Here is a 23,891-nt window from a genome sequence, read left to right as displayed (position 1 = left end):
AGGATCATCTAATCTGGCTAATGGATTGGAGGTGGGAACTGCCGATTTCGATCAGCCCTCGGTTTTCATAAATCGTAAGCGCATACATTTTAATGAGGAGTGAATTAGTGAATGAGAATTAAGAGGCGTATCAAGCGAAGAAGCAGGATCATTTTGCCCATAGTTTTAGCTTTTGCGGTAATGTTCAGCTCGGCAGTTTCCGCAGCGGAAAATTTCTTTGATATGTCTGGGACTGCTGGAGGTCCTGAAGCTGTCGTCCTGGAGGATTTTGAATCCGTAACGAATTTGTTCGCTTCTTCAGCTCGGGGAAAGGCCCAGCTGGATTTAGTGGGGAGGCCTGAGCCGATCTATTATGGCCATCATGCTGCAGCTTTAAGTTATGATTTTGTAGATGGCGAATCCGGAACTTCGGCGGCGTATCTCAACTTCACAGACTCGGACGGGTCAAAGGGCAGAAGCGTCCCAGGCTCACCGACTTCTCTGGGGTTATGGGTTTACGGCGATGGCGGGAACCACTGGCTACGTGCTCAGCTTCTGGATTCATCCGGTGGCTCACATACCGTGGACTTAACCTCGACCAGTGGCTTTAGCTGGAAAGGCTGGAGGTACGTCAAATTTAACGTCCCGTCTGGTGTCAAGTATCCTCTTAAAGTGAACCAAATCTATATCGCGGAATTAAAGGACACGAATAAGAACAGGGGGACTGTGTACTTTGACAGGCTGTCTGCATTCTATTCGAATTCCCAAGTGTATGGGCTCGATATAGGTGGACTGACTCCCATGGTTGTTGGAGAAACGGTGAAGCCTCAAGTATATGCTACATACGAAGGACAAACCGAGCCTGTATTGGTTACTGACGGTGTGAAGCTGACCAGCAGTGACGACAAAATTGCCACAGTGACAGGAGTGACATACGACACGATCGAGGCATTGGCACCGGGAACGGTCACCATAACAGCTCAATACGGTGACGCACCGAAATCTCAGTATGAACTTCATATTACGGCGGATACGCCGCACCCTGGTGAATTGCTGTTATCCGGGCCGCTTCATATGGAGACAAGCGTTACCGGAAAGATGAGAACCAGTGTGGTTTATTCTGTTTATGGTACCCAGGCGGACCCTGTGTGGGTGACAGAAGATATCAGTTATGACAGCGACCAGCCGGGCGTTGTATCGGTAGACCAAGCCGGCCAATTGACTGCAATTTCCGCTGGAACGGCAGCCATTGCCGCTTCGTACCGCGGTATGTCAGCAAAGCATGATATTACGGTAACGGACCCGGTTCCTGTACTGCAGAGCATCGAGCTTCAAGGCCTTACAGCGGTTACGGTGGGTGACTCATTCGAGACCGTAGTATCGGCAACCTACTCCTGGATGGAGGAACCGGTGACCATAACGGAAGGTGTTACGTTTACAAGTAGTAATCCAAATGTAGCTGCTGTCGATCCTAAAGGAGTGGTATCCGGCTTGAAGACAGGTTCCACGAGAATAACAGCTGATTTTCAAGGAAAGAGCAGCTCGCTCTATGTTACGGTGAATGAAGCTTCCGGGCATCCGAAGACCGAGATGAGAGCCGCTTGGATTGCGACCGTGGACAATATTGATTGGCCTGCCAAAGGCGTCACCGATCCGCAGCAGCAGAAGTTACAGTTTATCACTCTGCTGGATCAGCTTGAGGATGCAGGGATGAATGCCGTAATTATGCAGATCAAACCAACGGCGGATGCCTTCTATCCCTCCCAGTACGGCCCTTGGTCTGAATGGTTGACGGGTATACAGGGCAAAGATCCCGGTTACGATCCACTTGCATTCCTTCTGGAAGAGGTCCATAAGCGGAACATGGAGTTTCACGCCTGGTTTAATCCGTACCGCATCAGTCTGCAAGGGGATATCAACAAACTCGTAGAGGGCCATCCAGCGAAGCGGCATCCGGAATGGGTCGAAGAATATGGCGGCAAGCTGTATTTTAATCCAGGGATTCCAGAGGCACAGCAGTTTATTATCGATGGCATTATGGAGGTCGTGCGGAACTATGATATTGATGCCGTGCATTTTGACGACTATTTCTATCCGTACCCTGTAACCGGTGTGGATTTCCCGGATACGGACACATTCAATCAGTACAAGGGCTCCTTTACGAATAAGAGCGACTGGCGAAGAAATAACGTCAATGAATTCATACAGAACGTGAATGCGGCCATTAAGGCTGAGAAGAACTACGTAAAATTCGGTATTAGCCCGTTTGGGATCTGGAAGAATAAATCCAGTGATCCGGCAGGTTCCGAAACCAACGGCTTGGAAAGCTATAACGCTATCTATGCAGATTCAAAGAAATGGGTGGACGAAGAATGGATCGACTATATAACGCCGCAGATTTATTGGAACATCGGGTATTCCGCGGCTGCTTATGATAAGCTGATCGATTGGTGGAGTGAGGTCGTCTCCGGCAAAAGGGTCCATTTGTACAGCGGCCAAGCTGTGTATAAAATCGGGTCGAACGCCGATTGGTCAAATCCCGAGGAAATGCCGAACCAGATCAAATACAACCGCAACTATGAGGAAGTCCAGGGGAGTATGTATTTCAGTTCCAAATGGTTTCGGGATAATGCGCTTGGTTTCACGGACAGGCTGAAGAATGATCTATACCGATATCCGGCGTTGATCCCGGCGATGCCTTGGATTGATTCGACAGCGCCGTCATCTCCTCAGGGTCTGAAGGCTGAGTTTATACAGGAAGGGATAAAGCTTAGCTGGTCATCAGAAGGTGACGAAGCGTATTATGCCGTGTATCGCTTTGAAGGTGAAGGTGCTGGCAATATCCAGGATCCGTCACATCTTTTAGGGACATTCCGAAAGACTGCAGGAACGGTGCAATCACTGGTGGATCGTACCGTAGTGAAAGATCAGGAGTATACTTATGTGGTGACTTCCGTTGATCGGCTTCATAACGAAAGTGATTCGAATTCATCGGTGACGGTCAAAACAAGTGACAATGGTCATCCGCCAGTGACACCGCCAGTGACTCCACCAGTGAATCCACCCATAACACCACCGGTCACACCGCCGGTGACGCCGCCAGTCAAGCCACCGGTAAATCCACCCGTGACACCACCGGTCACGCCTCCAGTAACACCACCGGTGAGCCCTCCCGTGAAGCCGCCGACACCGCCGAAAACACGGGAATTCAGCGATATAGAGAAGGTCGGCTGGGCGAAGTCGGCCATTGAGAAATTGGCTGAGCTGGGTATTGTAGAAGGAGTGGGACAGGACTTGTTCGAGCCGCTGAAGCCGGTAACTCGAGCCGAATTTTTGGCGATGCTGGTTCGTGCCTTCCAGCTGGAAGGATCGACAGATCTTGTATTTACGGATGTGAAACCAACCGACTGGCACTACGCACTGATCGCCGCTGCGGTCGATGCTGGGTTAGCTCAAGGTGTGGGCGGGGGCAAGTTTGAGCCGAATCGTCCGATTACGCGCCAAGAGATGGCTATTATGAGTGCTAATGCGTTGTCCTTATTCGCCGATATGAGGGCGGATGACGAGAACGAAGCCTTGGCGAAATTTAAGGATAACAGCAGCATTGCAGGTTATGCACGAAGTGCCGTCGCCCTCTTGGCCGAGAAAGGTGTGATTCAAGGGACAGGTCATGACCGATTTACGCCACAAGGCATCGCTAATCGTGCCCAAGCAGCCGTCATTATTTATAACTTGTTGAATCTTTAAGATATAAACAGAGAAGGGACATCCCGGTAACGACGGAATGTCCCTATTTCTGCTTGTCCGCCTTTCTATGACCCGTGATACAATAGGTGCATTACGGCATGGAGCGTGATTATGTTTAAGAAAATAGGAATGGCGTTGGTGTACGCTGCGATAGGCGGTTTGGTTTACCATTATGGAGATGCCATATTAACATGGATAAAATCGACAGACGATATGATGCTGATCATACTTATGGCTGTTATCATGGCCTTGTTTCCCGTGATCCCATACCCGGTGGTAGGAGGCGTAATCGGTGCTGCATTAGGACCACTCCTCGGCGGAATCGTCACTTGGGTCGGCTCTATTGCTGCTTCTATTCTGATGTTTACATTCATCCGCTACGGATTCCAGCAATGGGGAGAACGGGTGCTTTATCGTTATAACAGGCTAGGAAAAGTGACCACGATGTTCGAGAGAAATGCTTTTTTGGCCATACTTTTTACCCGTTTGATCCCGTTTATCCCTTCCATTGTGGTCAATGTGTATGCGGCGATCAGCAAAGTGTCGTTTATCTCATACGGCATGGCGTCCGCTCTGGGTAAAATCCCTGCTATGCTTCTGTTCGCTTTAGTTGGAGACCGTCTTATGGCCGATCCTTCACATATCCTCATAACTATTGGCGTGTACGGTGTGTTTCTCGTGGCAACCATCCTGGTTTACCGGCTATCTGGCTTTGGCACTTCGGGAAGAACGGAGGCCAAACAGTCAGAGTTGATCAATCGATGAGGTGAGACCACTCTGCTCAGCAGATGCGGAGGTCTCGTCCTTTTTCTTTTGGAACCATGTCCGAACAGCCTCGATCTCTCGCTGATCCATCCCGCTTAAACCTTCGTTGATCTCGCTAAATATCATCTTCACATGAAGTGACAGAAGCCCTCTTCTTCGCTGTCTACGTGTACCGCTAACCTCCATGGCAATGATCTGAGGGCGGCGTATATATCTGGTGGAGACTGCAATGAAACGGCTGCGAATCGTGAGCTGTTTGTCCGTTAGATTGAGTCCGGAATCCCGGTGAGAAAGGAGTCCCCAAGCTAACGAGAGCGGGAGCAGCAGAAGAGATAACAAACCGAGATATTCAAAATACCAAATGCACACAGAACCAATGAGAGCGGCAACAGCCAGCTTCCACCGCAGATACATCCATATAGCGCGGGGTGGCGGCGAAGCAGTAATGGCCTGAGCGCTGAATTGAGGCGTAACCCGATTCAGCAGCGCTGGAATATCTTTAATCTTCAGTAGAGGATGAAGCATGAAGTGCTTGTCAGACTCGGACGCCAGCACATGGACCTTCACCTCAGCGTAACCGAATATGCGCCGGAATACGCCTTCTTTGACAGTAATAGCCAGCACCCGTTCGGGAGAGAAGAGCAATCTTTTTCGCTCCAGCAGTCCGCAGCTGACCGAGATTTGTTTCCCAATTCGCTCAACAGTGAAGTTCGCATATTTAATCGTATAGAGTACGGCTGAGAGCAGCCAGGATACGATGAGCGCCAAAGCGGCGATGCCGATCCAACTGCCGGGCAGCAGCTTTCCTGCCGATTGAAACAGCAATTGGTACATCCGATCCGGGAGCAGGTCGTCCGCAAAAGATAGGATACCACCCACAAAGGCTAAAGCCAGTGACAGGTTGGGCGAGGAGAGAGCGGCTATGAGCAGGCGTCCTGAAGATAGCTGCAGCAGTGTGCTGCGTTCTTCTTCTACCGTTTCTGGATTGCCCGCGGTGTGCCTCCCGGCAATGTTGGAATCGGAATTCGCTAAACGATTGCTTTCGAATCCTTGGTTATGGTTCGGCGGGTGAATGAATTCCTGATTCTCCCGGGTTTCCGACGGTTGAACAGATGGTCTTTCACTCTCCACGGAAAGGCAGTGATCGGATGGGTCGGAACTTTCATGTTGGCGTATTTCACGGTCCGTCTGCTTGGTTCTCGTTTGCTCACGCAGCCAGCGTTGAAGCCGCTTCGCTTCGCTATTGGTGACCGCAGGAAGTATGCCTCCGCCTTCGGTTTTGCCTGGTGTTTCTATTCGGACCTGGGTAAGTCCCAGAATACGCTGCAGCAAAGGCTGCTCCATATTCATGGAATGAATGCGACCTGTATAAATGGACAATTCCTCACGGAACAGAACGCCGCGGCGGATGAGGATTTTGTCTTCTTCCAACGTATAGACAAAGCGTTTCCACTTCAGATATCCGTACAGAAGCAGAACCGTAACCAGGATGATGACAGTGGACAGCCAGTACCAGGGGATGTCACGCAGCGACTTACCGCCCAGGAATTTGAGGGATACTAGAGCTGCGATCGGAATGAGCGATTTTACGCTGCCTACGAGTGGGAACAGGATGAACAGCCGGTGAAGTTTTGTTGGTTCATTCATCGTAATCCACCACTTTTGCCAGCTCGCCGATCTGTTTTTTTAGTTCCTCTGCTTCCTCCAGCTTAAGCGCCTGAATGACATGAGTCGTCGCGGCGGTAACGACCTTTACCTTGGCCAAGCCATATTTACGAAGGAGCGGTCCCCGCTCAAGCTCGACATGCTGTACCCGCGTCATGGGGACCAGGGTATCGCTGAGCCAGATCCAGCCGGATCGTAGCTCCAATTCTTCCTCGCTTACCCGGAAACCGAATTGTTTGTAGATGAAGGAGGGCACAGCCCAAGTAAACCAGATTCCGAGAACCAGCAATCCGATGGTGATCCAGCCTGGTATTAGGGTCCACCCGAATATAGCGGCGATAATCAGATATGCTACAGCTGCGAGCAGGATAACCCCATCCGTAATGATGCCCGTTATGCGGGAGATCGTTACGGAGTCCGGGTGACATCTGCGCATGGCGTCAAGCCGATTATCCATATGTATGTTCCTCCTTGATGTTAAAGATTCGAGCAGTCTTTGTATTTATATGTATGTCTACGTTACTGGGAGAGATTCGTTTCTTCAAGGCCTCCGACTTGCTTGCAGTGATTATCATTGTAGCATAACAGGTTAACGAGCAATTGAACCTGACCTAACGGTTGCATGAACATATGCCAAATCTGTTAAGCTTGAATTAAGGAACTTGGCGAACTCGATCGAGGTTTCGCGGCTTTCCAATATAATAAATGACTGAGAATTAAGGGGTAGCGTAATGAAAATTGACCGGCTGTTAGCCATAACCGTCCTGCTGCTCAACCGCGGGAGACTGAGCGCCAAGGAGCTGGCTGAGCGATTTGAGGTATCAAGCAAAACGATATATCGCGATATGGATACTTTATCTCAAGCCGGGATTCCCATTGTTGCCCATCAGGGGATATCTGGCGGATTTGAAATTATGGAGCATTACATGATCGACAAATATTGGCTGTCCGCTGAGGAGATGAGTACGCTGGTTGCGGCCGTCAAAGGAATGAGCAGTGCCCTGGCCGATCAGCAGATGGATATTCTGCTTGAGAAAGTAAAGGCGCTGCTTCATAGAGTGGAGCAGAGTTTTGGTGGTGAATATCGCAGGGAGTCTGTTGTGATGGACTTTCAGCCTTGGGGGCAACGTCAAGGATTAAAGAACAGTGTAAGCCTACTCAAACAAGCGATTCAAGAAAGCCGCAGGGTTATCATGGAATATATTAGTTCGGAGGGAGCTTCTGAGCGAAGAATCATTGAACCTGCATCCCTAATTTTGAAGGGGAATGTTTGGTATGTACAAGCTTATTGTCTCGTGCGGGAGGATGAGCGAATCTTCCGGCTGTCGCGGATGCAGCGGATCGAGATGCTGAGTGAGCATTATGAGTCAAGACCATTATCCGGTAAGGAATCTTTGGAATGGAAAACGTCGTGGTCGCATGAGCAGGAACAGGAGACGGTGCTGTTATTTGAGGCAAGCGCACGTCAGCGAGTGGCGGATATTTTTCCGCCAGAACAAGTAAATGTTTCCCCGGACGGGGCTATTCGTGTTCAAACGAGATATAAGTTGGATGAGTGGTTTTATGGCATGATTCTGAGCTTTGGGGCTCAAGTGCTGGTTGAGCAGCCGCATGAGGCAGCGGAGGAATTAAAGCGAAGGGCACAAAGGATTATTAGTCGGTACGGTAACCAGGACAGATAGGTGTCCACATTACCTCCTTAGAATAGAATTATATTCATTTTAAGGAGGCAACAATTCATGAGCAATCATCAGCAGAATCAAAGTGAACGATGGATCGAGACCAGGCCGGCCATGTCTATTCAAGGTATTGGAGTTCGAACGACAAATAAAGAAGAAGCAGGTCCGGAAGGCAAGATACCAAGGTTATGGGACAGCTACTTCCAAAGCGGTATGCAAGCACAGATATCCGATAACGATCAATCCATCTACGCCTTGTATACCGAATACGAGAGCGATGCATCCGGAGCTTACACCGTGATCATCGGCAGTTCGATAGATGAGGGGGCCGCATCTGCGTCGGACACCAATTCCGAAATACAGCGACAAGCGTTTGTGCCGGAATCCAGTTACTTGGTATTTCGGAGTAGACGAGGTCCCGTCTTTGAAGTTGTCCCTCAGATATGGCGCGAAATTTGGAGTTACTTTGAGCATGCAGCGGAGAGAAGGACATATACAGGTGATTATGAACGCTATGATGTACACGCATTTGATCCAGCGAATACCGTAGTGGATGTTTACATAGCCATTGAATCGTAAGCAGGAAAGCACAGACGGCTCCAGTATTATTGGAGCTGTCTGTGCTTATTTTAACAGGTAGTGAGTCGAACAGGCTTCAAAGACAGCCCTCGGATATAAGGCAGCAAAAATGTTGGTCTTCGTTATATGCCCCGCCTAAAGGCTGTATATTTCCAATGAAGTTGAAAGTAGGGAGGAAAGAGAATATAATGGAAAACATATAAATCAAAATGTTTTCCATGTTTTAATACATGAATAATAGGAGGTTAAAGGTGAGTAGACCGTTAAAATCGCTGATGCTGGGAACCGATATCGGATTTATAATATACTGGCTCCTGAGTTTCTTGAGCCTGATTCCGAAGGAGTACCTATACCAGGACTATGACAATGAGCTGCTGGTAGCATGGAACTTGTCGTTTGTTCCATTGGATATATTGATATCATGGACAGGCATATGGAGTGTGTATCTCTATAGGAATGGAAACCCGAAATGGCGCCCGGTGTGCCTGATTTCGTTAGTGCTGACGTTTTGTTCGGGATTGCAGGCTATAGCGTTTTGGAGCATTCGGCTCGATGTGGACTTGCTCTGGTGGCTGCCGAATCTGTTCCTGATGATATACCCTCTGTTCTTTTTGCCGAGACTGTTGAGAAACCAAGGTTCAGCTATGGGGAAGGGGAGCGTGTGGTATGAAGGATAAAATTGCTCAGGCTGCCGTTCAGGAAATTGCACAGCGAGGATTGAGGTTCTCCATTCGGGATGTGGCAGGCCAGCTCGGCATTAGCACGAAGACGTTGTACCAGCAGTTTGAATCCAAGGAAGCGATGGTCGATTATATCGTGACACAGTCCGTCCAGAATATGATGAAGCAAGAGGAAGTATTGATAAATGACGATTCTATTCCTCTAGCGGACAAAATACAGGGAGCCTTAACGGTCCTTCCGCAAGGGGTCGCCTTTCACGATATTCGTGTGATGAAGGAATTGGAACTCCGGTACCCGCAACAATGGAAACAGCTCGACGAATATATGAACACAGGCTGGGATAATATCCGCTTATTATTTCGTGAAGGGATTGAGGCGGGGCTCTTTCGTCCTTTCAACGTTGAGCTGTTCATCCAAGTATATGTCGGGGCATTGTACCAGCTGATGGATCAGTATGCTTCCGGGGGCCAATTGACACTGCAACAAGCGCTGGAACAAATGGTCAGCTTCTTAATGGATGGGATCCGCTCATCCAGTAACTCATAATCCAGTTGACCGGAAATACACAAACTAATCGAGGAGAAAAAGAGGATGGACGACATAACATATCAAGAGTCAGGAGGGTGTCCCAATTCAGGCTTACCCTCTTTTTATTGTCAATAAGAGAACGTCTATCTTTGAACCATCGTTATGAACGTGGTGCCGCGATGATCAAACGAAGTAACTTCTGTGAATCCGTGCCCGGTGTATAAACGAATCGCACGTTGGTTAAATGCAGCCACGGTCAGCCGTAGTGGCTTGTGATCTTGAAGCTCAGCAATGGATGCCAGCACGAAGGAGAGGAACTCTTTTCCCAGTCCCTTTCCCGTAAATTCAGGTTTCATCCCCAGACCGAAATCCAGCAGATCCTCATCATAGGCACCTAGCGGGATTCCAGCCGGAACTTGGGCAGAGGGACCTGTACAGTAAAAGCCGTAAAGCTGCTCTTCCTCGTCCAGGATGGCATAATACGAATTCTCCAAGAGCTCTCTTCGAGACTCCTCGTCTTGGTCGCTATTATAGAAATCATAAGGCGGTTCATAGCTCCATAACAAAATTTGATCGGCATAGGCAGCGGTCATGGTTGTCATACGAAAAAGCATCAATCTCATCCTTTTGGGTTTTTGTTGATATAGATTACCTACATAATATATATTTCGATTTGGAAGCAAAAAAACCTTCTCTTCCGCGTACAAGCAGGGCTAGGCCCCGTCCACGCTGGGAAAGAGAAGGTTTTTTATGTGTTTACCGTGATACTTATAAACTGCTTGCATGAGTTTGCACGACATGCTGCCTGCGGTAAGCTCCAGGGGTCATTCCAGCAGACTTCTTGAATGTCCGGTTGAAGGAGGTAATGTTAAGATAACCGACACGCTGACTAATCTCATTCACGGTCAAGTCCGTGCACGCCAGCAATTCCTTGGCTTTGTTCATGCGGATGCCAAGCAGATGATCACTGAAGTTGAGGCCAGTCTTCTCCTTGATATATACAGAAAGGTAGGCACTCGATAAGTTCAGCTTCGCTGATAAATAATCGAGAGACAGATCTTCTGCATACTGGTTATGAATAATCTTCATAAACATGGCGATCAGCGGCTCTTCGCCGGTAGCCTTCTTCTTGCGAATGAGCGTGCATGAAGCCTCAATGAGCTGACGGAATACCCCTTGGTAATCGGATAAACAGTGACATTCTGCTATTCGAGAGCTCCACTGCTTCAAGGAATGAAGGGCATTCTTGTCGATCTGGGCCATTTCTAAATAACCCATAATTTTGGCAGAGACTGAATCGGCGAAGAAACGAAATTGTGCGATACCTGCCTCTTTCCGCTGCATGGCTTCCAGTGCCTGATCGATAATTTGCAAACAGCGATCCTCGCTGCCGGCTTGGAGCGCGTCGAGCAGTCCTTTTTCCTGTGACGGACTCAGGTTGACGGTGGTTGGCAGCACCCGCTGCTTGGTCACGATTTGCGATTCCTCGAGAAGCTGAGCTTGGGCAGTCAATCCCTTGACCTGATGGTAGGCTTGGTTAAACTCAGACGAATCGCTTACCTGGGAACTGATCGCAATCGTGACAAGGAACAACTCTTTCTCTTCGTTCAGCACATCCCTGATTTCTTGCAGCAGCTCCTCTAAATGGGTGGCCTCCTCCCGTTTGAAGATGGAGACAATCTCATTCTTCTCGATCTGGAATGTATGCGATCCTGGATAGCGTTCGGCCGTGATCAAATGAATATGCTCCAGCATATGGCGGACAGCCTGATCGGTATGGAGTGGAAGCTCGTAGACCGGATTCATCCGAAAACGGATGTGATACAGAACGACGATAAAGCTTCCGTCATCCGACAAGAAATCTTCCCACTCGCTGATGTCCATATTGATGCTCTTCAACTGGCTGATATAAGAGTAACTCGTCAGAACAGATTTATGTTTGTTCATGCGGTCCCGAATTTCTTCCTTCTCCCGGAACAGCTCTTGGATGCGGTTCTGAATCAGATCATACTCCGTGATGCTTCCCGTCTCCGGCACCGGCGTGTTGTTGGCTCTGTTCAGCACGGTCGTAAGAATCTGCTTCACCGGCTTGTGCAATCTGCGGCTGAAGAAATAGGATGCGGCAAGGGCCACGCCTAAAGACAAGCAGAAGATGAGCAGTAAACCGCCAGTTAACCGATTGAGCTGAGAAGAAACATGACTATAGGGCACAGCGGAGACATAGGTCAGCCCATCTGCTCCGGTCTCCATCAAATAGTAGGTCCCATCTTTCAGCACCGCTTGTTGTCCTGCTTCAAACGAAGGGAGCTCATCTTGGTTAAGCGAACCTAAGGCATACAGCAATTTACCTTTGGCGTTCAGGATGCCGAAGGCACGATCATCTGACTCACCGAAGAAGGACTGGGCGGCCTTACCGATATCGATGAGGGCAATGATCTCATAAGGGCTGTCCGGCTGCCTATAGACGTAGGGCATTAGTTTCTTCTCGGACAGATCATTGCTGATTCTATATGTTGCAGCTGGGAGGAGCGTGAAGGATTCCTGCTCTCCCTCGAAGCTGCTCCAGAATGAATATGGATACATAGGACTTGTATAAGAGCGATTGAACATATAAGAAGCATCGCTGCTTCCGGATTTGCTAAGTACAAAATTATGCTCCCTGAAATATATCAGGGTATCTTCCAGGAAGAAGAGCGGATTGTAGATATCGCTCCGCATCTGAATCATCACTTCGCGGGCCTTCAAGTAATTCACATCGTATCCCGCTTGGTGGCGAAGCTGATTGTTGAACCCGATTAAATTCGATTGATTATATATGTCAAACATCAATACCTGAAGCCTACTGAATTGGTTGGTGAACCGTTCCGTGGTATCATGTATCGCCCGCTGACTGGTATCAATGATTTCTTTTTGAAAGCTGTTCTTGAAGAGCTGGAAGATAACCATATAGAACAATCCGAATAACAAAATGATGGCCAGAAAGCTCAGAAATATCTTAAAGAATACACTGCGGCTTTTATGTCTGATCCAATTCACAGCCTTCCCCCCTTTTGTGTATGTTCTGATGTTCAAGGCTTCCCAACATTATAAAGGACAAGTATTAAGGACTGTACCTGATTTCTGTTAAACATGCGTAAAAATAGGATAGTCAAATTTTTAGATTATAGGCATTGCTTTAGGAAAACGGCATTTCTGCCCATCGATCCAATGAAAAGCGAGACATCAATAAAATGGTCAATATCCCTTATGTACTCGGGTCGTTTATGATTCAGACGTGGACCTTGGGACACACGAAGACGCATAAACGAAAGAGAGGGGATAACTGATTATACAACGTCATCTAAACAATTTGGAAGCGCATTCAAACATAGGCAAGAAAAGTGCCTGGCGAAGATGGATGATGCAGGTACGCAAAAACTGGCAGCTATATGTTCTATTTGCTCCGGTCCTGATTTACTTTATTGTATTTCATTACGTGCCGATGTATGGCGTCCAGATTGCATTCAAGGATTTTATGGCTAACAAAGGGATCATGGGTAGTCCATGGGCCGGTTTCAAGCATTTCGAACGTTTTTTTGACAGCTTTTATTTCTGGCGCATTATCAAAAATACGATGGGTATCGGTTTATATGAGCTGGCAGTCGGATTTCCGATTCCAATCATTTTGGCATTGATGATTAATGAAGCCAGGTCGGGCCGGTTTCGCCGATTTGTACAAACTGTAACTTATGCACCCCATTTCTTATCTACGGTCGTTGTGGTTGGTATGATTATGATGTTTCTGTCGCCGGTCAGCGGCCTTGTCAATTTCATCATCACCTCCTTCGGTGGAGAACCTATAGCTTTCATGACGGAACCTTCGTGGTTCAAGAGCATCTATGTATGGTCCGGTGTATGGCAGGGCATGGGCTGGAGCTCTATCATCTATTTGGCGGCGCTCGCTGGAATTGATCCGCAGCTGCATGAGGCGGCCAAGGTGGATGGTGCAGGCTGGCTGCGGCGAATCTGGCATATTAATCTGCCGGGGATCGCGCCCACAATGACGATCTTGCTCATTCTGAATATCGGTTCTGTTCTCGGCGTCGGCTTTGAGAAGATATTCCTGATGCAAAATTCGCTGAACATGGAAGCATCCGACGTTATCGCCACTAATGTATACCGAAGCGGTATATTGGGTGCGCAGTACAGCTTCTCGGCTGCGGTGGGTCTGTTTAACTCCGTTGTTAACTTCATCCTGCTGATTACCGTAAACCGGATTGCCCGAAAAGTCAGCGAGAACAGCTTATGGTAAGGAGGAATGTTTGTATATGCCGCAAAGCCGCAGTGAACGAATAGCTGGAGTATTTATTTACATTATACTATCTTTTATCACGCTTCTTGTACTATATCCTTTATATTTTGTTCTGATTGCTTCCATTAGTGCTCCGGAAACGGTGATGCGGGGGGACGTGTGGATTTGGCCTAAGGAACTGTCATTTGTCGGTTACGAACGGTTATTTGCTAATTCGGAGCTGATGCGGGGATTCCTGAACACATTGCTCTATACGACAACAGGAACGGTCTTGAATGTCATGATGACAATCGCTGCCGCTTATCCGTTATCCAGAGCCGACTTTAACGGCCGGGGGATTTTTACCGCAATTATCGTATTCACCATGTTCTTTAGCGGCGGGATGATTCCGAATTATCTGCTGGTTAAAGAGCTGGGGATGCTGGATACGATCTGGGCAATGATTATCCCTTCGGCGGTATCCGTGTGGAACATTATCATTATGCGAACCTTCTTCCAGAATTCCATTCCGAAGGAGATGCAGGAGGCGGCGTTTATTGATGGTGCTTCCAATATGCGGGTGCTCTGGCGCATTGTTCTGCCATTATCCGGGCCGATTTTGGCCGTCATGGTGCTGTTCTATGCCGTTGGCCACTGGAACTCGTACTTCAGCGCGTTGATCTATCTGGCGGATCGTTCGAACTATCCATTGCAGCTGTTCCTGCGAGAAATTCTGGTTCAGGGGCAAATGCAGGAGATGGTGGATATCAGCGATGACTCGCTGGCACGCAGCCTGATGGATGCAGAAGCGATCAAGTATGCAGCGGTGATTGTGACGAATCTGCCGATGCTGTTATTGTATCCTTTTTTGCAAAAGTACTTTGTAAAGGGCGTCATGATTGGTGCCATTAAAGGTTGATTACGGACAAATGATGAGGGGGATATGAATTTATGGTTATGAAAAAATGGACTTCGATCACATTGGCTGCCGTACTGGCTGCAGGATTACTGGCTGGATGCGGAAGCAAGGGTGGAGAAGATGCTGCAGGGGATAAAGGAGCATCACCTGCGGCCAACGTGAATGAAACTGGCATGCCTATTGTGAACGAGCCTTTGAACCTTACGTTCTTTACCGGCAAATCGCCGACGAACGGAAGCAAATTCGAGGAGACACTCGTATGGAAAACCTATCGCGAAATGTCAAACATTAACGTGACCTGGAACCTCATTCCGTTTGAGACCCTGACCGAGAAGCGAAATCTTGCTTTGGCAGGCGGGGACTACCCGGATGTATTCTATTCGGCAAGGGTGAGTTCAGCTGAGTTGACGCGCTATGGTGAGCAGGGCGTATTCATTCCGCTGAATGATTTGATCGACAAGTACGCCCCGAATATTAAAAAGCTGATGGAGGAATATCCGGATATTCGCAAAGGATTAACCATGCCGGACGGCAACATTTATTCTCTGCCTTCCTTCTACGATCCTGCCCTGCTGTCCATGCTGATTGGCACGCCGCTCTGGATTAATCAGGATTGGCTGGATCAGCTCGGGATGAAGGAGCCGCAGACGACGGAAGAATTCTACGCTTACTTGAAGGCGGTCAAAGAGACCGACCTGAACGGTAACGGGCAACATGATGAGGTTCCCTTCGCCGCTACAGGCATTACGGGCATCATTGATCATCTGAAGGGCTCCTGGGGACTGGGAACGAGCGGACTAGGCCATAAATTTGTGGACGTTGATCCGGATACAGGCAAACTCCGCTTTACCAAAGCACAGCCGGAATACAAGGAAATGCTGGAGTTCTTGAACAAGCTTTATAAAGAAGGATTGCTGGATAAAGAGATTTTCACCATCGAAGGCGGGGCGTTGAATGCCAAGGGGCAGGAAGGATTGCTCGGTTCAACCATTGTTCCGAACCCGGAGACCGTAATGGGACGCAAGGAATACATTGGACTCGGAGCCCTGAAGGGACCTAACGGAGACCAGCTCTATTCCCATGTGAAGGTGCCGATGGTGCATGTGGGAGCTTTTGCCATAACAGATAAGAACCCGAACCCGGAAGCAACCATTCGTTGGATGGATTATTTCTACGGTGATGAAGGGGCACAGTTCTATTTCATGGGTAAGGAAGGCGAGACCTACACGGTGAGTGCAGATGGACAGCTGGAGTATGTCAAAGATATTACCGAGAATGCCAATGGATTGACACAGGATCAGGCGCTTGCCAAAAACTTTACATGGCTGGGCGGCAGCTATCCTGGACTCGTTCGTGAAAAATGGTTTAAAGGTTCGGAGACATTGCCAACCGCCTTGGCCGCTGCCGAGAAAGCAGAACCGTATGCCGTGAAGGATATCTTGTACAACTTTAACTTCACATTGGAAGAGACAGATCTAATGTCTTCGGTCGGTAAAGATATTCAGGATTACGTAACCGAGATGGAAGCCAAATTCGTGAATGGATCGGCTTCGTTCAGCCAATGGGAGGAGTATGTGAATACACTTAACAAGATGGGACTGGATCGTTACATGGAAGTTTACCAGGCGGCATATGACCGCTACCAAGCGGAGTAATCGAAAACTATGATCGATAGACGCGGTGCGGGAGGATCCCGTATCGAGAAAGCTTTTGCCGATCTTAACGGCCACTGGGCGAAAGCGGAAATCGAATCCATGGCTTCCAAGCTGCTCGTGAACGGAGTCAATGCGGACTCCTATGCACCGGGCAAGGCGATCACACGAGCTGAATTTACGGCAATGCTGGTCCGTGCGATGGGATTTAGTCCGGTCATCGAGAGCGGTGCATTCAAGGATGTCCAGGATGATTCCGCGTATGCCGGCGAGATTGGTGCAGCTTCGTGCTACGGCTTGATGGAGGGCGGCACGGGCTGCGCTTACTCGCCGAATGTCGGCATGACCCGAGCAGAAATGGCCGTGATGATCACCCGGGCTATGGAGGCGGTGAATCCGACAGGTTTGTCGAATCAGGAGGCGAATGCCGATGCCGGATTTAAGGATCAGGCATCCATCCCGACCTGGGCGGCTGTTCATGTGGCTAGACTCGCCAAGCAAGGCATCGTACAGGGTGACAACCATGGTAACTTCGCAGCATTCGATTCGGTTACCCGCGCACAAGCGGCACTCGTGCTGAAACGTACTTTGTTTCAACTGAAATTTATGGACTAGATGCACTGAAGGTCATAAACCACAATACCGTCCTTAAGGTTCTCCATGAGCCTTGGGACGGTGTTTTTTATAGGGTTGACTGGAAAAGCAGCCTGCTATATGAAATTAAGCATAAGAGCTGCCGGAAGACAGCAAGGAGATTAAATAGTTGAGTGGCGCGGTAATATGTTTGTTTTTGGATAAGAGAATCTGCGAATAGAAGGGCTGTATGGGTCCTTGTTTGATCGAAAAGCCCGAAAGTGAATTGTGCTGCAACTGCTCGGCCGCCGCAATCCTCGGAATCATGGCAATTCCCATCCCATAGATTACACATTGCTTGATCCCCTCAATGCTTCCCATCTCGGATACCGTTTCATAAGTCACGCCATTGTCGTTCATGGACCTCTCCAGCGCTTCCCTGTATGTACATCCTTTTTCCGTGAAAATAAACGAGCTATTGTGCAGTTCATGAATCGATACATCGTTTCTTCCGCTTAATGGGTGATCCTTCGGGCATATGAATACGAAATCCTCGTGCCGGATCGGCAAGGAACGCAGATCAGGTGCCGTGATGGGAGTGTTCAGAACGATGGCTAGATCGATTTCCCCGTTCTTCAGCTTACTGATATTTTTTTCGTCTGATGTCGGGAAGAAGGTTACGTTGAGCTTTGGATATTTTTTACGGAACATTTGGAAGTAGGGCGGCAGCAGGAATGCGGCGAGAGTCTCCGTCGTCCCGATCGTTAAGTCCACAACCGCATCAGGGATAAACAGATTCTCCGCCCCAAGGTAGCCATCTACGATTTTGTCCGCATAACCCAATAGCCGAAGTCCTTGCTCCGTAAGCTTGAGTTTGTTGCTGTGTCGCTCAAACAGCTTGGTTCCAAAATGGTTCTCGAGCTTCTTGATTTGAACGCTGACGGTGGGCTGAGCATAGTTTAGCTGTTCAGCAGCCTTGGTCAGGCTTTGGCAGCGGGCGGCTTCCCGGAAGGTGATGAAATACTGGATGTCCATATTATTCCTCCGCATGTCAAGATATTAATAATCGTAATAGGCTCTATTACGTTCTTTAGAGATGAGACCCGGTTAGGTTATGATATATTATTATATAATTCCAAGCGGAATACTAGTATTTATTCAAAAAATAATCGTTTCATCAAGGAGTGGAGTCGAGGTATGAGATCAATAAACAGATGGATCGGCAAGGGACTGCTGATCGGTTTCATTGCTGTACTTGCAGCCTGCGGCGGCAGCCCGGAATCGGGCAACAGGCCGGCGGCAGACCCTGGATCAGAACCGGCAAATCCGGTATCGGGCGGAACGCTGAATGTGGCGTATCCCGCAAATCCGGCAACGCTGGATCCCCATTTAACGACCAATCAAGCGACAAGGGACGTGTCGCGGAATATTTACGAGCAACTGCTTACACTCAACAAAAACTATGAAGTCGTGCCTCAGTTGGCTGAATCGCTCGATATCAGCGATGATGGCAAAACCTACACATTCCATCTTCGTCAAGGGGTTCCTTTTCACAATGGCAAGGAGATGAAAGCTGAAGATGTAGTGGCTTCCATGGACAAGTGGCTGTCGACATCAACACAAGGACAAGCCAATCTGCAAGGTGCCAAGTTCAAGGAGGTGGACCCTTACACCGTTGAACTGACGCTAGAGCGCCCCTCATTAGTAGGTTCATACATTCTGGCTGACACAGCACCGTTCCCGGGAATTATGCCGAAGGAGGTCATTGAATCGGCTGCTGCGGAGGGCATTAAGGAGTATATTGGGACAGGTCCTTACAAGCTGGAGGAGTGGAAGACCGACCAATATGTGCATTTGACGAAGTTTGCGGATTATGCGGCTCAAGAGCGAGAATCCAGTGGACTAAGCGGGAAGAAAAATGCCTATTTGGATGAAATCTATTTCCGTTACGTGACCGATGAATCGACGCGCGTAGCTGGAATCATGACGGGTGAGTACGATGTCGCCTTCGGCATTCCATTCGATAATGCCAACCAGATTGATGCGACCGACGGGGTTAGCAATTACTTCAGTGAGGGTGGAATCGTAACCTACGTATTTAACAAAAAAGCCGGTCCATTCGCGGATCAGAAGTTAAGGCAGGCGTTCAATACTGCGCTGAGCTATGACGAAGCTCTTACAGCTGCCTACAGTGACAATCGCTTCTATGAACTCGATGCCTCCCTGGCCTTGACTTCCCAAACCGATTGGTACAGTCAGGCCGGCTCGGATCGATACAATGTGAACGATCTGGAAAAAGCCAAGCAGCTTGTGGCCGAGTCCGGTTATAACGGCGAGAAGGTCGTTATCCTGACGACGCGCGACTATCCGGAGCAGTACAATCTGGCCGTTGTTGCGCAGGATGTTCTGAAATCTATCGGTGTGAATGCGGAGCTGGATGTATACGATTGGCCGACCGTGCAGGAACGTCGTACAGATGAGAACAATTTCGACCTGTTTGCTATGACGTTTGCGACGCGTGCGACCATTCACCAGTATCCATTCCTTGAATCCAGTGCCAATTATCCGGGATGGTCCAACAGCCCTGAGCTCGACGATTTACTGGCTCAAATTCAGGCGGCTCCTTCAATTGAAGAGGCTAAGCCACTAGTGGATCAGCTGAATGAAGTCAATTGGGATTACCTCCCGATAATCAAGCTGGGAAATATTCAGAACCTGATTGCAGTTCGCGATAACGTGAAGGGATTCGAGGATTTGATCGGTCCCATCTTGTGGAATGTAACGCTTGAAAAATAAATGTACGTTGGCCTGGGGCTGGTGAAGTATAACGGAATCGTCATCATCGTTCATGCGGGTTTGGATGCGAGGGCGGTCTGCTCCTTCTGAGCCAGGCCGTTTGCATGTATAAGGGAAGTTCTCGACATTGAAGGAGTGCCATCATGACCAAGTATATTGTTCAGCGAATATTGTCACTGATCCCCATATTGTTAGTTGTGGCGGTTGTCGTATTTATGCTGATCCATCTGACGCCAGGTGATCCGGCAAGCGTGATCCTAGGGGATGAGGCCAGTGAAGAAGCCATCGCTCAGCTGAGAGCCCAGCTTGGGCTGGATCTACCGTTATATCAGCAGTTCATATCCTGGTTCGGCGGTGTGATTACAGGAGATCTGGGGGAGTCCATTTTCATGGATATGAGCGTTGCTGAGGCGTTCTTTAGCAGAGTTCCTCCTACGCTGTCACTCGCCATTCTGGCTCAGATTTTTGCCGTGATCATTGCGCTGTCTCTGGGTGTTATAGCCGCCCGCAAAAGAGGCACGCTGGCAGACCAAGCAGTCATGGGGTTCTCGCTTCTCGGCATTTCGGTACCCAGCTTCTTGCTCGGGTTATTCCTGATCCTGTTCTTTGCCGTAAAATTGCAGTGGCTGCCCGTTGCGGGATATCAGCCGCTGAGCAGCGGGCTATGGAATCATCTTCGTTATTTGCTGCTCCCCGCGATCGCCCTGGGTGCGATGCAGGCTGCATTAATTGCGAGAATGACGCGCTCATCGATGATTGAGGTGCTCAGCGAGTCGTACATCAAAACCGCAAGGGCAAAAGGGCTGAAAGAACGAATCGTCGTATACAAACATGCTCTTAAAAATGCGTTTATTCCGATTCTTACCGTTATTGGGGAGACATTCGGCACCTTGATTACTGGGGCCTCGGTTATCGAAACGGTATTCAACGTTCCAGGCATCGGGCAGCTTATTATCCGTTCCATCGAACGCCGGGATTTTGCCGTCATTCAAGGCAGTATCCTGCTCATCACCGTAACGTATGTGCTGCTGAATTTGCTAATAGATTTGCTGTACGGTTTCCTTGATCCCCGAGTCAAGTTGAATCGGCGGTAGGAAGGGGTGAAGATGATGTCTGAAGTGAAGCTTGCTGCTTCAGCGGCTCCACCGAAGCCGGGGGCGCTGAAGTGGCGGCGTTATATATCAAGCCCACTCCTGATGACGGGCACCGTTTTGGTGGCCTTGGTGTCATTGGCCGCGCTGCTTGCACCGTGGATTGCTTCCCATGATCCCTACGCGCTGGAGGCGATGAATCGGCTAAAGGCCCCGAGTGCAGAGCATATTTTCGGAACGGATAATTTTGGCCGGGATGTGTTCTCGCGGGTGCTGTATGGCATGCGTGTATCTTTGCTGGTAGGAGCAGCAGTCACGCTGATTGCTGGATTGATCGGACTCGTTGTGGGTTTGCTGTCTGCTTATTACGCTCTATGCGATCATATTCTGATGCGAATATGTGACGGACTCTATGCGTTCCCGTCCATTCTTCTGGCCATTTCGATTGTAGCGATCATGGGGCCGCGGACGAGTAATGTCATCATTGCGCTGTCCATCGTGTATATTCCATCCATTGCACGTATCGTGAGGTCGGCTGCGCTAGTAGTCAAGGAGAAGACGTATATTGAGGGGCTACGTGCACAAGGTGCAGGTCCTGTCCGGATTATTGGTCTGCATATTTTACCGAATGTGTTGTCCCCGTTAATCATACAGGCCTCCTTTATCTTCGCGGTATCCATCTTGACGGAAGCGTCCTTGAGTTTCCTTGGAGCGGGCATTCCTGCACCGGCTCCCAGTCTTGGAAACCTGCTGCTGGATGGGAAGAATGTGATCTTTAACGCCTGGTGGATGACGGTTTTCCCCGGGATTTGCATCATACTGATGATCCTTGGCTTGAATCTTATGGGAGACGGGCTGCGCGATCTTCTAGATCCGAAGATGAAGAAAAAACATGTATTTCGCAAAAAACAGACGCAAGGTATCGATAGGAGTGAACTTAAGTGAGCCAAGCTCCTTTGTTGGAAGTGAAGAACTTGATCACTACCTTCGCGACAGACGACGGTACAGTTAATGCCGTAGATGGGGTGTCATTTCAGGTTTACCCGGAGGAAACGGTAGGCATTGTCGGGGAATCCGGATGCGGAAAGAGCGTGACTGCAGAATCGATTCTGCGTTTATTCGATGAGACGACAACCCGATATGACGGAGAGATTCGGTTCGCGGGACAGGATCTGCTTCAATTGAGCGAAGAGAAGATGCGGACTGTGCGCGGTAATGATATCTCGATCATCTTTCAGGACCCGATGTCCTCTCTGAATCCGGTGTATACGATTGGTGACCAGATTATAGAAGCGATAACCCTGCATCAAAAGGTGTCGTCCCGGCAGGCCCGGGATCGGGCAGTGGAATTGCTTCGGCTGACTGGAATTTCCGATCCGCAGAAGCGTCTCCGTGCTTATCCTCACGAACTGTCCGGAGGCATGCGCCAGCGGGTGATGATTGCGCTAGCCTTGTCCTGTGAGCCGAGGCTTCTGATTGCAGATGAGCCTACCACAGCGCTGGATGTCACGATTCAAGCTCAGATTCTGGAGCTGATGAACGAGCTGAAGGCCAGGCTTCGGATGGGTATTATGCTCATCACCCATGATCTGTCGGTCGTGGCTCAGATGTGTTCGCGGGTGATCGTGATGTATTTGGGTGAGGTTATCGAAGAGACTGATGTGGTGACGCTGTTTGATCATCCGCTGCACCCCTACACCATGGGACTGCTGCAATCGGTGCCAAACATGGAAGGGCAGCGTAAAGAGAAGCTGTATGAAATCAAGGGCTCGGTTCCGGCGATGCAGGATGTAGCGCATTGCTGCCGGTTTGCTCCAAGATGTCCGTTTGCCACAGATGTATGCAGATCAGAGCCGCCCGTACTGGAAGAAGCAGCAGACGGACATCGGGTCCGCTGCTGGCATTACAAGGAAATTGCAGAAAGCAGAGGTGAAGGAGATGTCTTCAGTCACATCGGTTACGAAGCATGAGCCTCTGCTGGAGGTTAAACATTTAACGAAATATTTTGCGGTGAAGTCCGGATCCTCGTGGAGGAAGCAGCAAGTGAAAGCGGTGGAGGATGTATCCTTTGTCATCCATGAAGGAGAAACCTACGGCTTGGTGGGAGAGTCCGGCAGCGGGAAGAGCACAACCGGCAGAACGATTATGCGATTGACCGATCCCTCCGCAGGGGAGGCTTTTTTTCACAATCAGGACATTTTTTCTTTGCGCTCCAAGGAGCTTCAGAATTTTCGCCGAGAAGTCCAGATGATCTTCCAGGATCCGAACTCCTCGCTGGATCCGAAGAAAAGGATCGGTTACAGCGTAGCCGAACCGATGATCATTCATGGACAAGGAACGAAGGCGGAGCGCCAGGAGCGTGTGCTGGAGCTCATGAGCCGGGTTGGATTTGCCTCGCATCATCTGGACCGGTTCCCGCATGAATTCTCCGGAGGTCAGCGACAGCGAATCGGCATAGCCAAGGCACTTGCATTGAATCCAAAGCTAGTGGTATGTGATGAACCGGTGTCCGCGCTCGACGTGTCCATCCAATCGCAAATTCTGAACCTGCTGGTGGAGCTTCAGTCGGAATTTCAACTGTCGTACCTCTTTATTGCACACGATCTAAGTGTTGTGAGGCATATCGCGGACCGGATTGGCGTGATGTATTTGGGACATCTGGTGGAACAGGCGCCTACGGACGAGCTGTTTGCGCATCCGCTGCATCCGTATACGCAGTTTCTCCTCTCCGCGATTCCGGCACCTCATCCGAAGACGAAGCGGGAGCGGATTATTCTTCAAGGGGATATTCCGTCCCCGTTGAATCCGCCATCCGGCTGTGTATTTCATACCCGGTGTCCGTACGTTATGGATGTATGCAGACAAGTCAAACCCGTTAATCGGGAAATATCAACAGGACATACGGTTCAATGCCATTTGTTCGAAGAATCGGCAAGCGGGAGTTAACGATATCAAAAGGGAAAGGAG

The 23,891-nt window shown here is 49.3% G+C and carries 20 protein-coding genes; 15 read left to right on the top strand and 5 right to left on the bottom strand.

Features of this window, described 5'->3' with window-relative positions:
• Positions 1–111: 111 nt before the first annotated feature.
• Positions 112–3,726 carry a family 10 glycosylhydrolase gene (locus ABEQ74_RS22860; protein ID WP_430124462.1) on the top strand — a complete coding sequence of 1,205 codons (3,615 nt, stop codon included), beginning with the start codon at positions 112–114 and terminating at the stop codon, positions 3,724–3,726.
• A 111-nt stretch (positions 3,727–3,837) separates the two neighbouring features.
• Entirely contained in the window at positions 3,838–4,491 is a 654-nt protein-coding gene (locus ABEQ74_RS22855; protein WP_430124461.1) for a TVP38/TMEM64 family protein, read from the top strand.
• Here ABEQ74_RS22855 and ABEQ74_RS22850 read toward each other — a convergent pair.
• Positions 4,471–6,138, bottom strand: a complete 1,668-nt coding sequence (locus ABEQ74_RS22850) for a PH domain-containing protein (RefSeq protein WP_430124460.1) — start codon at positions 6,136–6,138, stop codon at positions 4,471–4,473. The two genes, ABEQ74_RS22855 and ABEQ74_RS22850, sit on opposite strands and share 21 nt — an antisense overlap.
• On the bottom strand, positions 6,131–6,613 hold the full coding sequence (locus ABEQ74_RS22845) for a PH domain-containing protein (RefSeq protein WP_430124459.1): 483 nt from the start codon (positions 6,611–6,613) through the stop codon (positions 6,131–6,133). The genes ABEQ74_RS22850 and ABEQ74_RS22845 overlap by 8 nt, the downstream gene beginning before the upstream one ends.
• A 274-nt stretch (positions 6,614–6,887) precedes the next feature.
• Between ABEQ74_RS22845 and ABEQ74_RS22840 the strand changes: the two genes are divergently transcribed.
• The 4 genes from ABEQ74_RS22840 (at position 6,888) to ABEQ74_RS22825 (ending at position 9,641) form a co-directional block, all read left to right on the top strand.
• Complete coding sequence (locus ABEQ74_RS22840) at positions 6,888–7,838, top strand: helix-turn-helix transcriptional regulator (RefSeq protein ID WP_430124458.1); 951 nt, start codon at positions 6,888–6,890, stop codon at positions 7,836–7,838.
• Positions 7,839–7,895: 57 nt separating this feature from the next.
• A complete protein-coding gene (locus ABEQ74_RS22835; RefSeq protein ID WP_430124456.1) occupies positions 7,896–8,414 on the top strand; it encodes a GyrI-like domain-containing protein in 519 nt (172 codons plus the stop codon).
• A gap of 251 nt (positions 8,415–8,665) precedes the next feature.
• Complete coding sequence (locus ABEQ74_RS22830; RefSeq protein ID WP_430124455.1) at positions 8,666–9,091, top strand: YvaD family protein; 426 nt, start codon at positions 8,666–8,668, stop codon at positions 9,089–9,091.
• A complete protein-coding gene (locus ABEQ74_RS22825; RefSeq protein WP_430124454.1) occupies positions 9,081–9,641 on the top strand; it encodes a TetR/AcrR family transcriptional regulator in 561 nt (186 codons plus the stop codon). Before ABEQ74_RS22830 ends, ABEQ74_RS22825 begins: the two co-directional genes overlap by 11 nt.
• A gap of 125 nt (positions 9,642–9,766) precedes the next feature.
• Here the strand turns inward: ABEQ74_RS22825 and ABEQ74_RS22820 are convergent, their stop codons facing one another.
• Both ABEQ74_RS22820 and ABEQ74_RS22815 read right to left on the bottom strand, forming a co-directional pair.
• Positions 9,767–10,237, bottom strand: coding sequence for a GNAT family N-acetyltransferase (locus tag ABEQ74_RS22820; protein ID WP_430124453.1), 471 nt, complete (start codon positions 10,235–10,237; stop codon positions 9,767–9,769).
• Positions 10,238–10,391: 154 nt separating this feature from the next.
• On the bottom strand, positions 10,392–12,659 hold the full coding sequence (locus ABEQ74_RS22815) for a helix-turn-helix domain-containing protein (RefSeq protein WP_430124452.1): 2,268 nt from the start codon (positions 12,657–12,659) through the stop codon (positions 10,392–10,394).
• A gap of 364 nt (positions 12,660–13,023) precedes the next feature.
• Here ABEQ74_RS22815 and ABEQ74_RS22810 point away from each other — a divergent pair, with 364 nt between their 5' ends.
• The 4 genes from ABEQ74_RS22810 to ABEQ74_RS22795 are packed head-to-tail and all read left to right on the top strand — an operon-like array spanning position 13,024 to position 17,079.
• On the top strand, positions 13,024–13,914 hold the full coding sequence (locus tag ABEQ74_RS22810) for an ABC transporter permease (protein WP_430124620.1): 891 nt from the start codon (positions 13,024–13,026) through the stop codon (positions 13,912–13,914).
• 16 nt (positions 13,915–13,930) lie between these two features.
• Positions 13,931–14,812, top strand: a complete 882-nt coding sequence (locus tag ABEQ74_RS22805) for a carbohydrate ABC transporter permease (RefSeq protein WP_430124451.1) — start codon at positions 13,931–13,933, stop codon at positions 14,810–14,812.
• Positions 14,813–14,844: 32 nt separating this feature from the next.
• Positions 14,845–16,467 carry an extracellular solute-binding protein gene (locus tag ABEQ74_RS22800; protein WP_430124450.1) on the top strand — a complete coding sequence of 541 codons (1,623 nt, stop codon included), beginning with the start codon at positions 14,845–14,847 and terminating at the stop codon, positions 16,465–16,467.
• A gap of 9 nt (positions 16,468–16,476) precedes the next feature.
• Positions 16,477–17,079, top strand: a complete 603-nt coding sequence (locus tag ABEQ74_RS22795; protein WP_430124449.1) for an S-layer homology domain-containing protein — start codon at positions 16,477–16,479, stop codon at positions 17,077–17,079.
• Positions 17,080–17,184: 105 nt separating this feature from the next.
• Here the strand turns inward: ABEQ74_RS22795 and ABEQ74_RS22790 are convergent, their stop codons facing one another.
• Positions 17,185–18,072, bottom strand: a complete 888-nt coding sequence (locus ABEQ74_RS22790) for a LysR family transcriptional regulator (RefSeq protein WP_430124448.1) — start codon at positions 18,070–18,072, stop codon at positions 17,185–17,187.
• Positions 18,073–18,234: 162 nt separating this feature from the next.
• Here ABEQ74_RS22790 and ABEQ74_RS22785 point away from each other — a divergent pair, with 162 nt between their 5' ends.
• From ABEQ74_RS22785 to ABEQ74_RS22765, 5 genes are all read left to right on the top strand, one after another.
• Complete coding sequence (locus tag ABEQ74_RS22785; RefSeq protein WP_430124447.1) at positions 18,235–19,833, top strand: ABC transporter substrate-binding protein; 1,599 nt, start codon at positions 18,235–18,237, stop codon at positions 19,831–19,833.
• A gap of 143 nt (positions 19,834–19,976) precedes the next feature.
• Positions 19,977–20,927, top strand: a complete 951-nt coding sequence (locus ABEQ74_RS22780) for an ABC transporter permease (protein ID WP_430124446.1) — start codon at positions 19,977–19,979, stop codon at positions 20,925–20,927.
• A 12-nt stretch (positions 20,928–20,939) separates the two neighbouring features.
• Positions 20,940–21,869, top strand: a complete 930-nt coding sequence (locus ABEQ74_RS22775; protein ID WP_430124445.1) for an ABC transporter permease — start codon at positions 20,940–20,942, stop codon at positions 21,867–21,869.
• Positions 21,866–22,894 (top strand): ABC transporter ATP-binding protein, encoded by a 1,029-nt coding sequence (locus ABEQ74_RS22770; protein WP_430124444.1) that lies wholly within the window; start codon positions 21,866–21,868, stop codon positions 22,892–22,894. Before ABEQ74_RS22775 ends, ABEQ74_RS22770 begins: the two co-directional genes overlap by 4 nt.
• On the top strand, positions 22,863–23,870 hold the full coding sequence (locus tag ABEQ74_RS22765; protein ID WP_430124619.1) for an ABC transporter ATP-binding protein: 1,008 nt from the start codon (positions 22,863–22,865) through the stop codon (positions 23,868–23,870). Before ABEQ74_RS22770 ends, ABEQ74_RS22765 begins: the two co-directional genes overlap by 32 nt.
• Positions 23,871–23,891: the final 21 nt, after the last annotated feature.

This window comes from Paenibacillus solani (assembly GCF_050475945.1).
GTDB classification, from domain to species: domain Bacteria; phylum Bacillota; class Bacilli; order Paenibacillales; family Paenibacillaceae; genus Paenibacillus_AQ; species Paenibacillus_AQ solani_A.
This window is presented reverse-complemented; position numbering and strand designations above follow the sequence as displayed.

Bases quoted from the DNA above. Each gene is read 5' to 3' on its own strand.
- ABEQ74_RS22820 (WP_430124453.1), bottom strand. From the start codon at position 10,237: ATGCTTTTTCGTATGACAACCATGACCGCTGCCTATGCCGATCAAATT.
- ABEQ74_RS22800 (WP_430124450.1), top strand. From the start codon at position 14,845: ATGGTTATGAAAAAATGGACTTCGATCACATTGGCTGCCGTACTGGCT.
- ABEQ74_RS22775 (WP_430124445.1), top strand. From the start codon at position 20,940: ATGATGTCTGAAGTGAAGCTTGCTGCTTCAGCGGCTCCACCGAAGCCG.
- ABEQ74_RS22805 (WP_430124451.1), top strand. From the start codon at position 13,931: ATGCCGCAAAGCCGCAGTGAACGAATAGCTGGAGTATTTATTTACATT.
- ABEQ74_RS22845 (WP_430124459.1), bottom strand. From the start codon at position 6,613: ATGGATAATCGGCTTGACGCCATGCGCAGATGTCACCCGGACTCCGTA.
- ABEQ74_RS22780 (WP_430124446.1), top strand. From the start codon at position 19,977: ATGACCAAGTATATTGTTCAGCGAATATTGTCACTGATCCCCATATTG.
- ABEQ74_RS22765 (WP_430124619.1), top strand. From the start codon at position 22,863: ATGTCTTCAGTCACATCGGTTACGAAGCATGAGCCTCTGCTGGAGGTT.
- ABEQ74_RS22825 (WP_430124454.1), top strand. From the start codon at position 9,081: ATGAAGGATAAAATTGCTCAGGCTGCCGTTCAGGAAATTGCACAGCGA.
- ABEQ74_RS22860 (WP_430124462.1), top strand. From the start codon at position 112: ATGAGAATTAAGAGGCGTATCAAGCGAAGAAGCAGGATCATTTTGCCC.
- ABEQ74_RS22785 (WP_430124447.1), top strand. From the start codon at position 18,235: ATGAGATCAATAAACAGATGGATCGGCAAGGGACTGCTGATCGGTTTC.
- ABEQ74_RS22790 (WP_430124448.1), bottom strand. From the start codon at position 18,072: ATGGACATCCAGTATTTCATCACCTTCCGGGAAGCCGCCCGCTGCCAA.
- ABEQ74_RS22840 (WP_430124458.1), top strand. From the start codon at position 6,888: ATGAAAATTGACCGGCTGTTAGCCATAACCGTCCTGCTGCTCAACCGC.
- ABEQ74_RS22795 (WP_430124449.1), top strand. From the start codon at position 16,477: ATGATCGATAGACGCGGTGCGGGAGGATCCCGTATCGAGAAAGCTTTT.
- ABEQ74_RS22855 (WP_430124461.1), top strand. From the start codon at position 3,838: ATGTTTAAGAAAATAGGAATGGCGTTGGTGTACGCTGCGATAGGCGGT.
- ABEQ74_RS22835 (WP_430124456.1), top strand. From the start codon at position 7,896: ATGAGCAATCATCAGCAGAATCAAAGTGAACGATGGATCGAGACCAGG.
- ABEQ74_RS22850 (WP_430124460.1), bottom strand. From the start codon at position 6,138: ATGAATGAACCAACAAAACTTCACCGGCTGTTCATCCTGTTCCCACTC.
- ABEQ74_RS22810 (WP_430124620.1), top strand. From the start codon at position 13,024: ATGCAGGTACGCAAAAACTGGCAGCTATATGTTCTATTTGCTCCGGTC.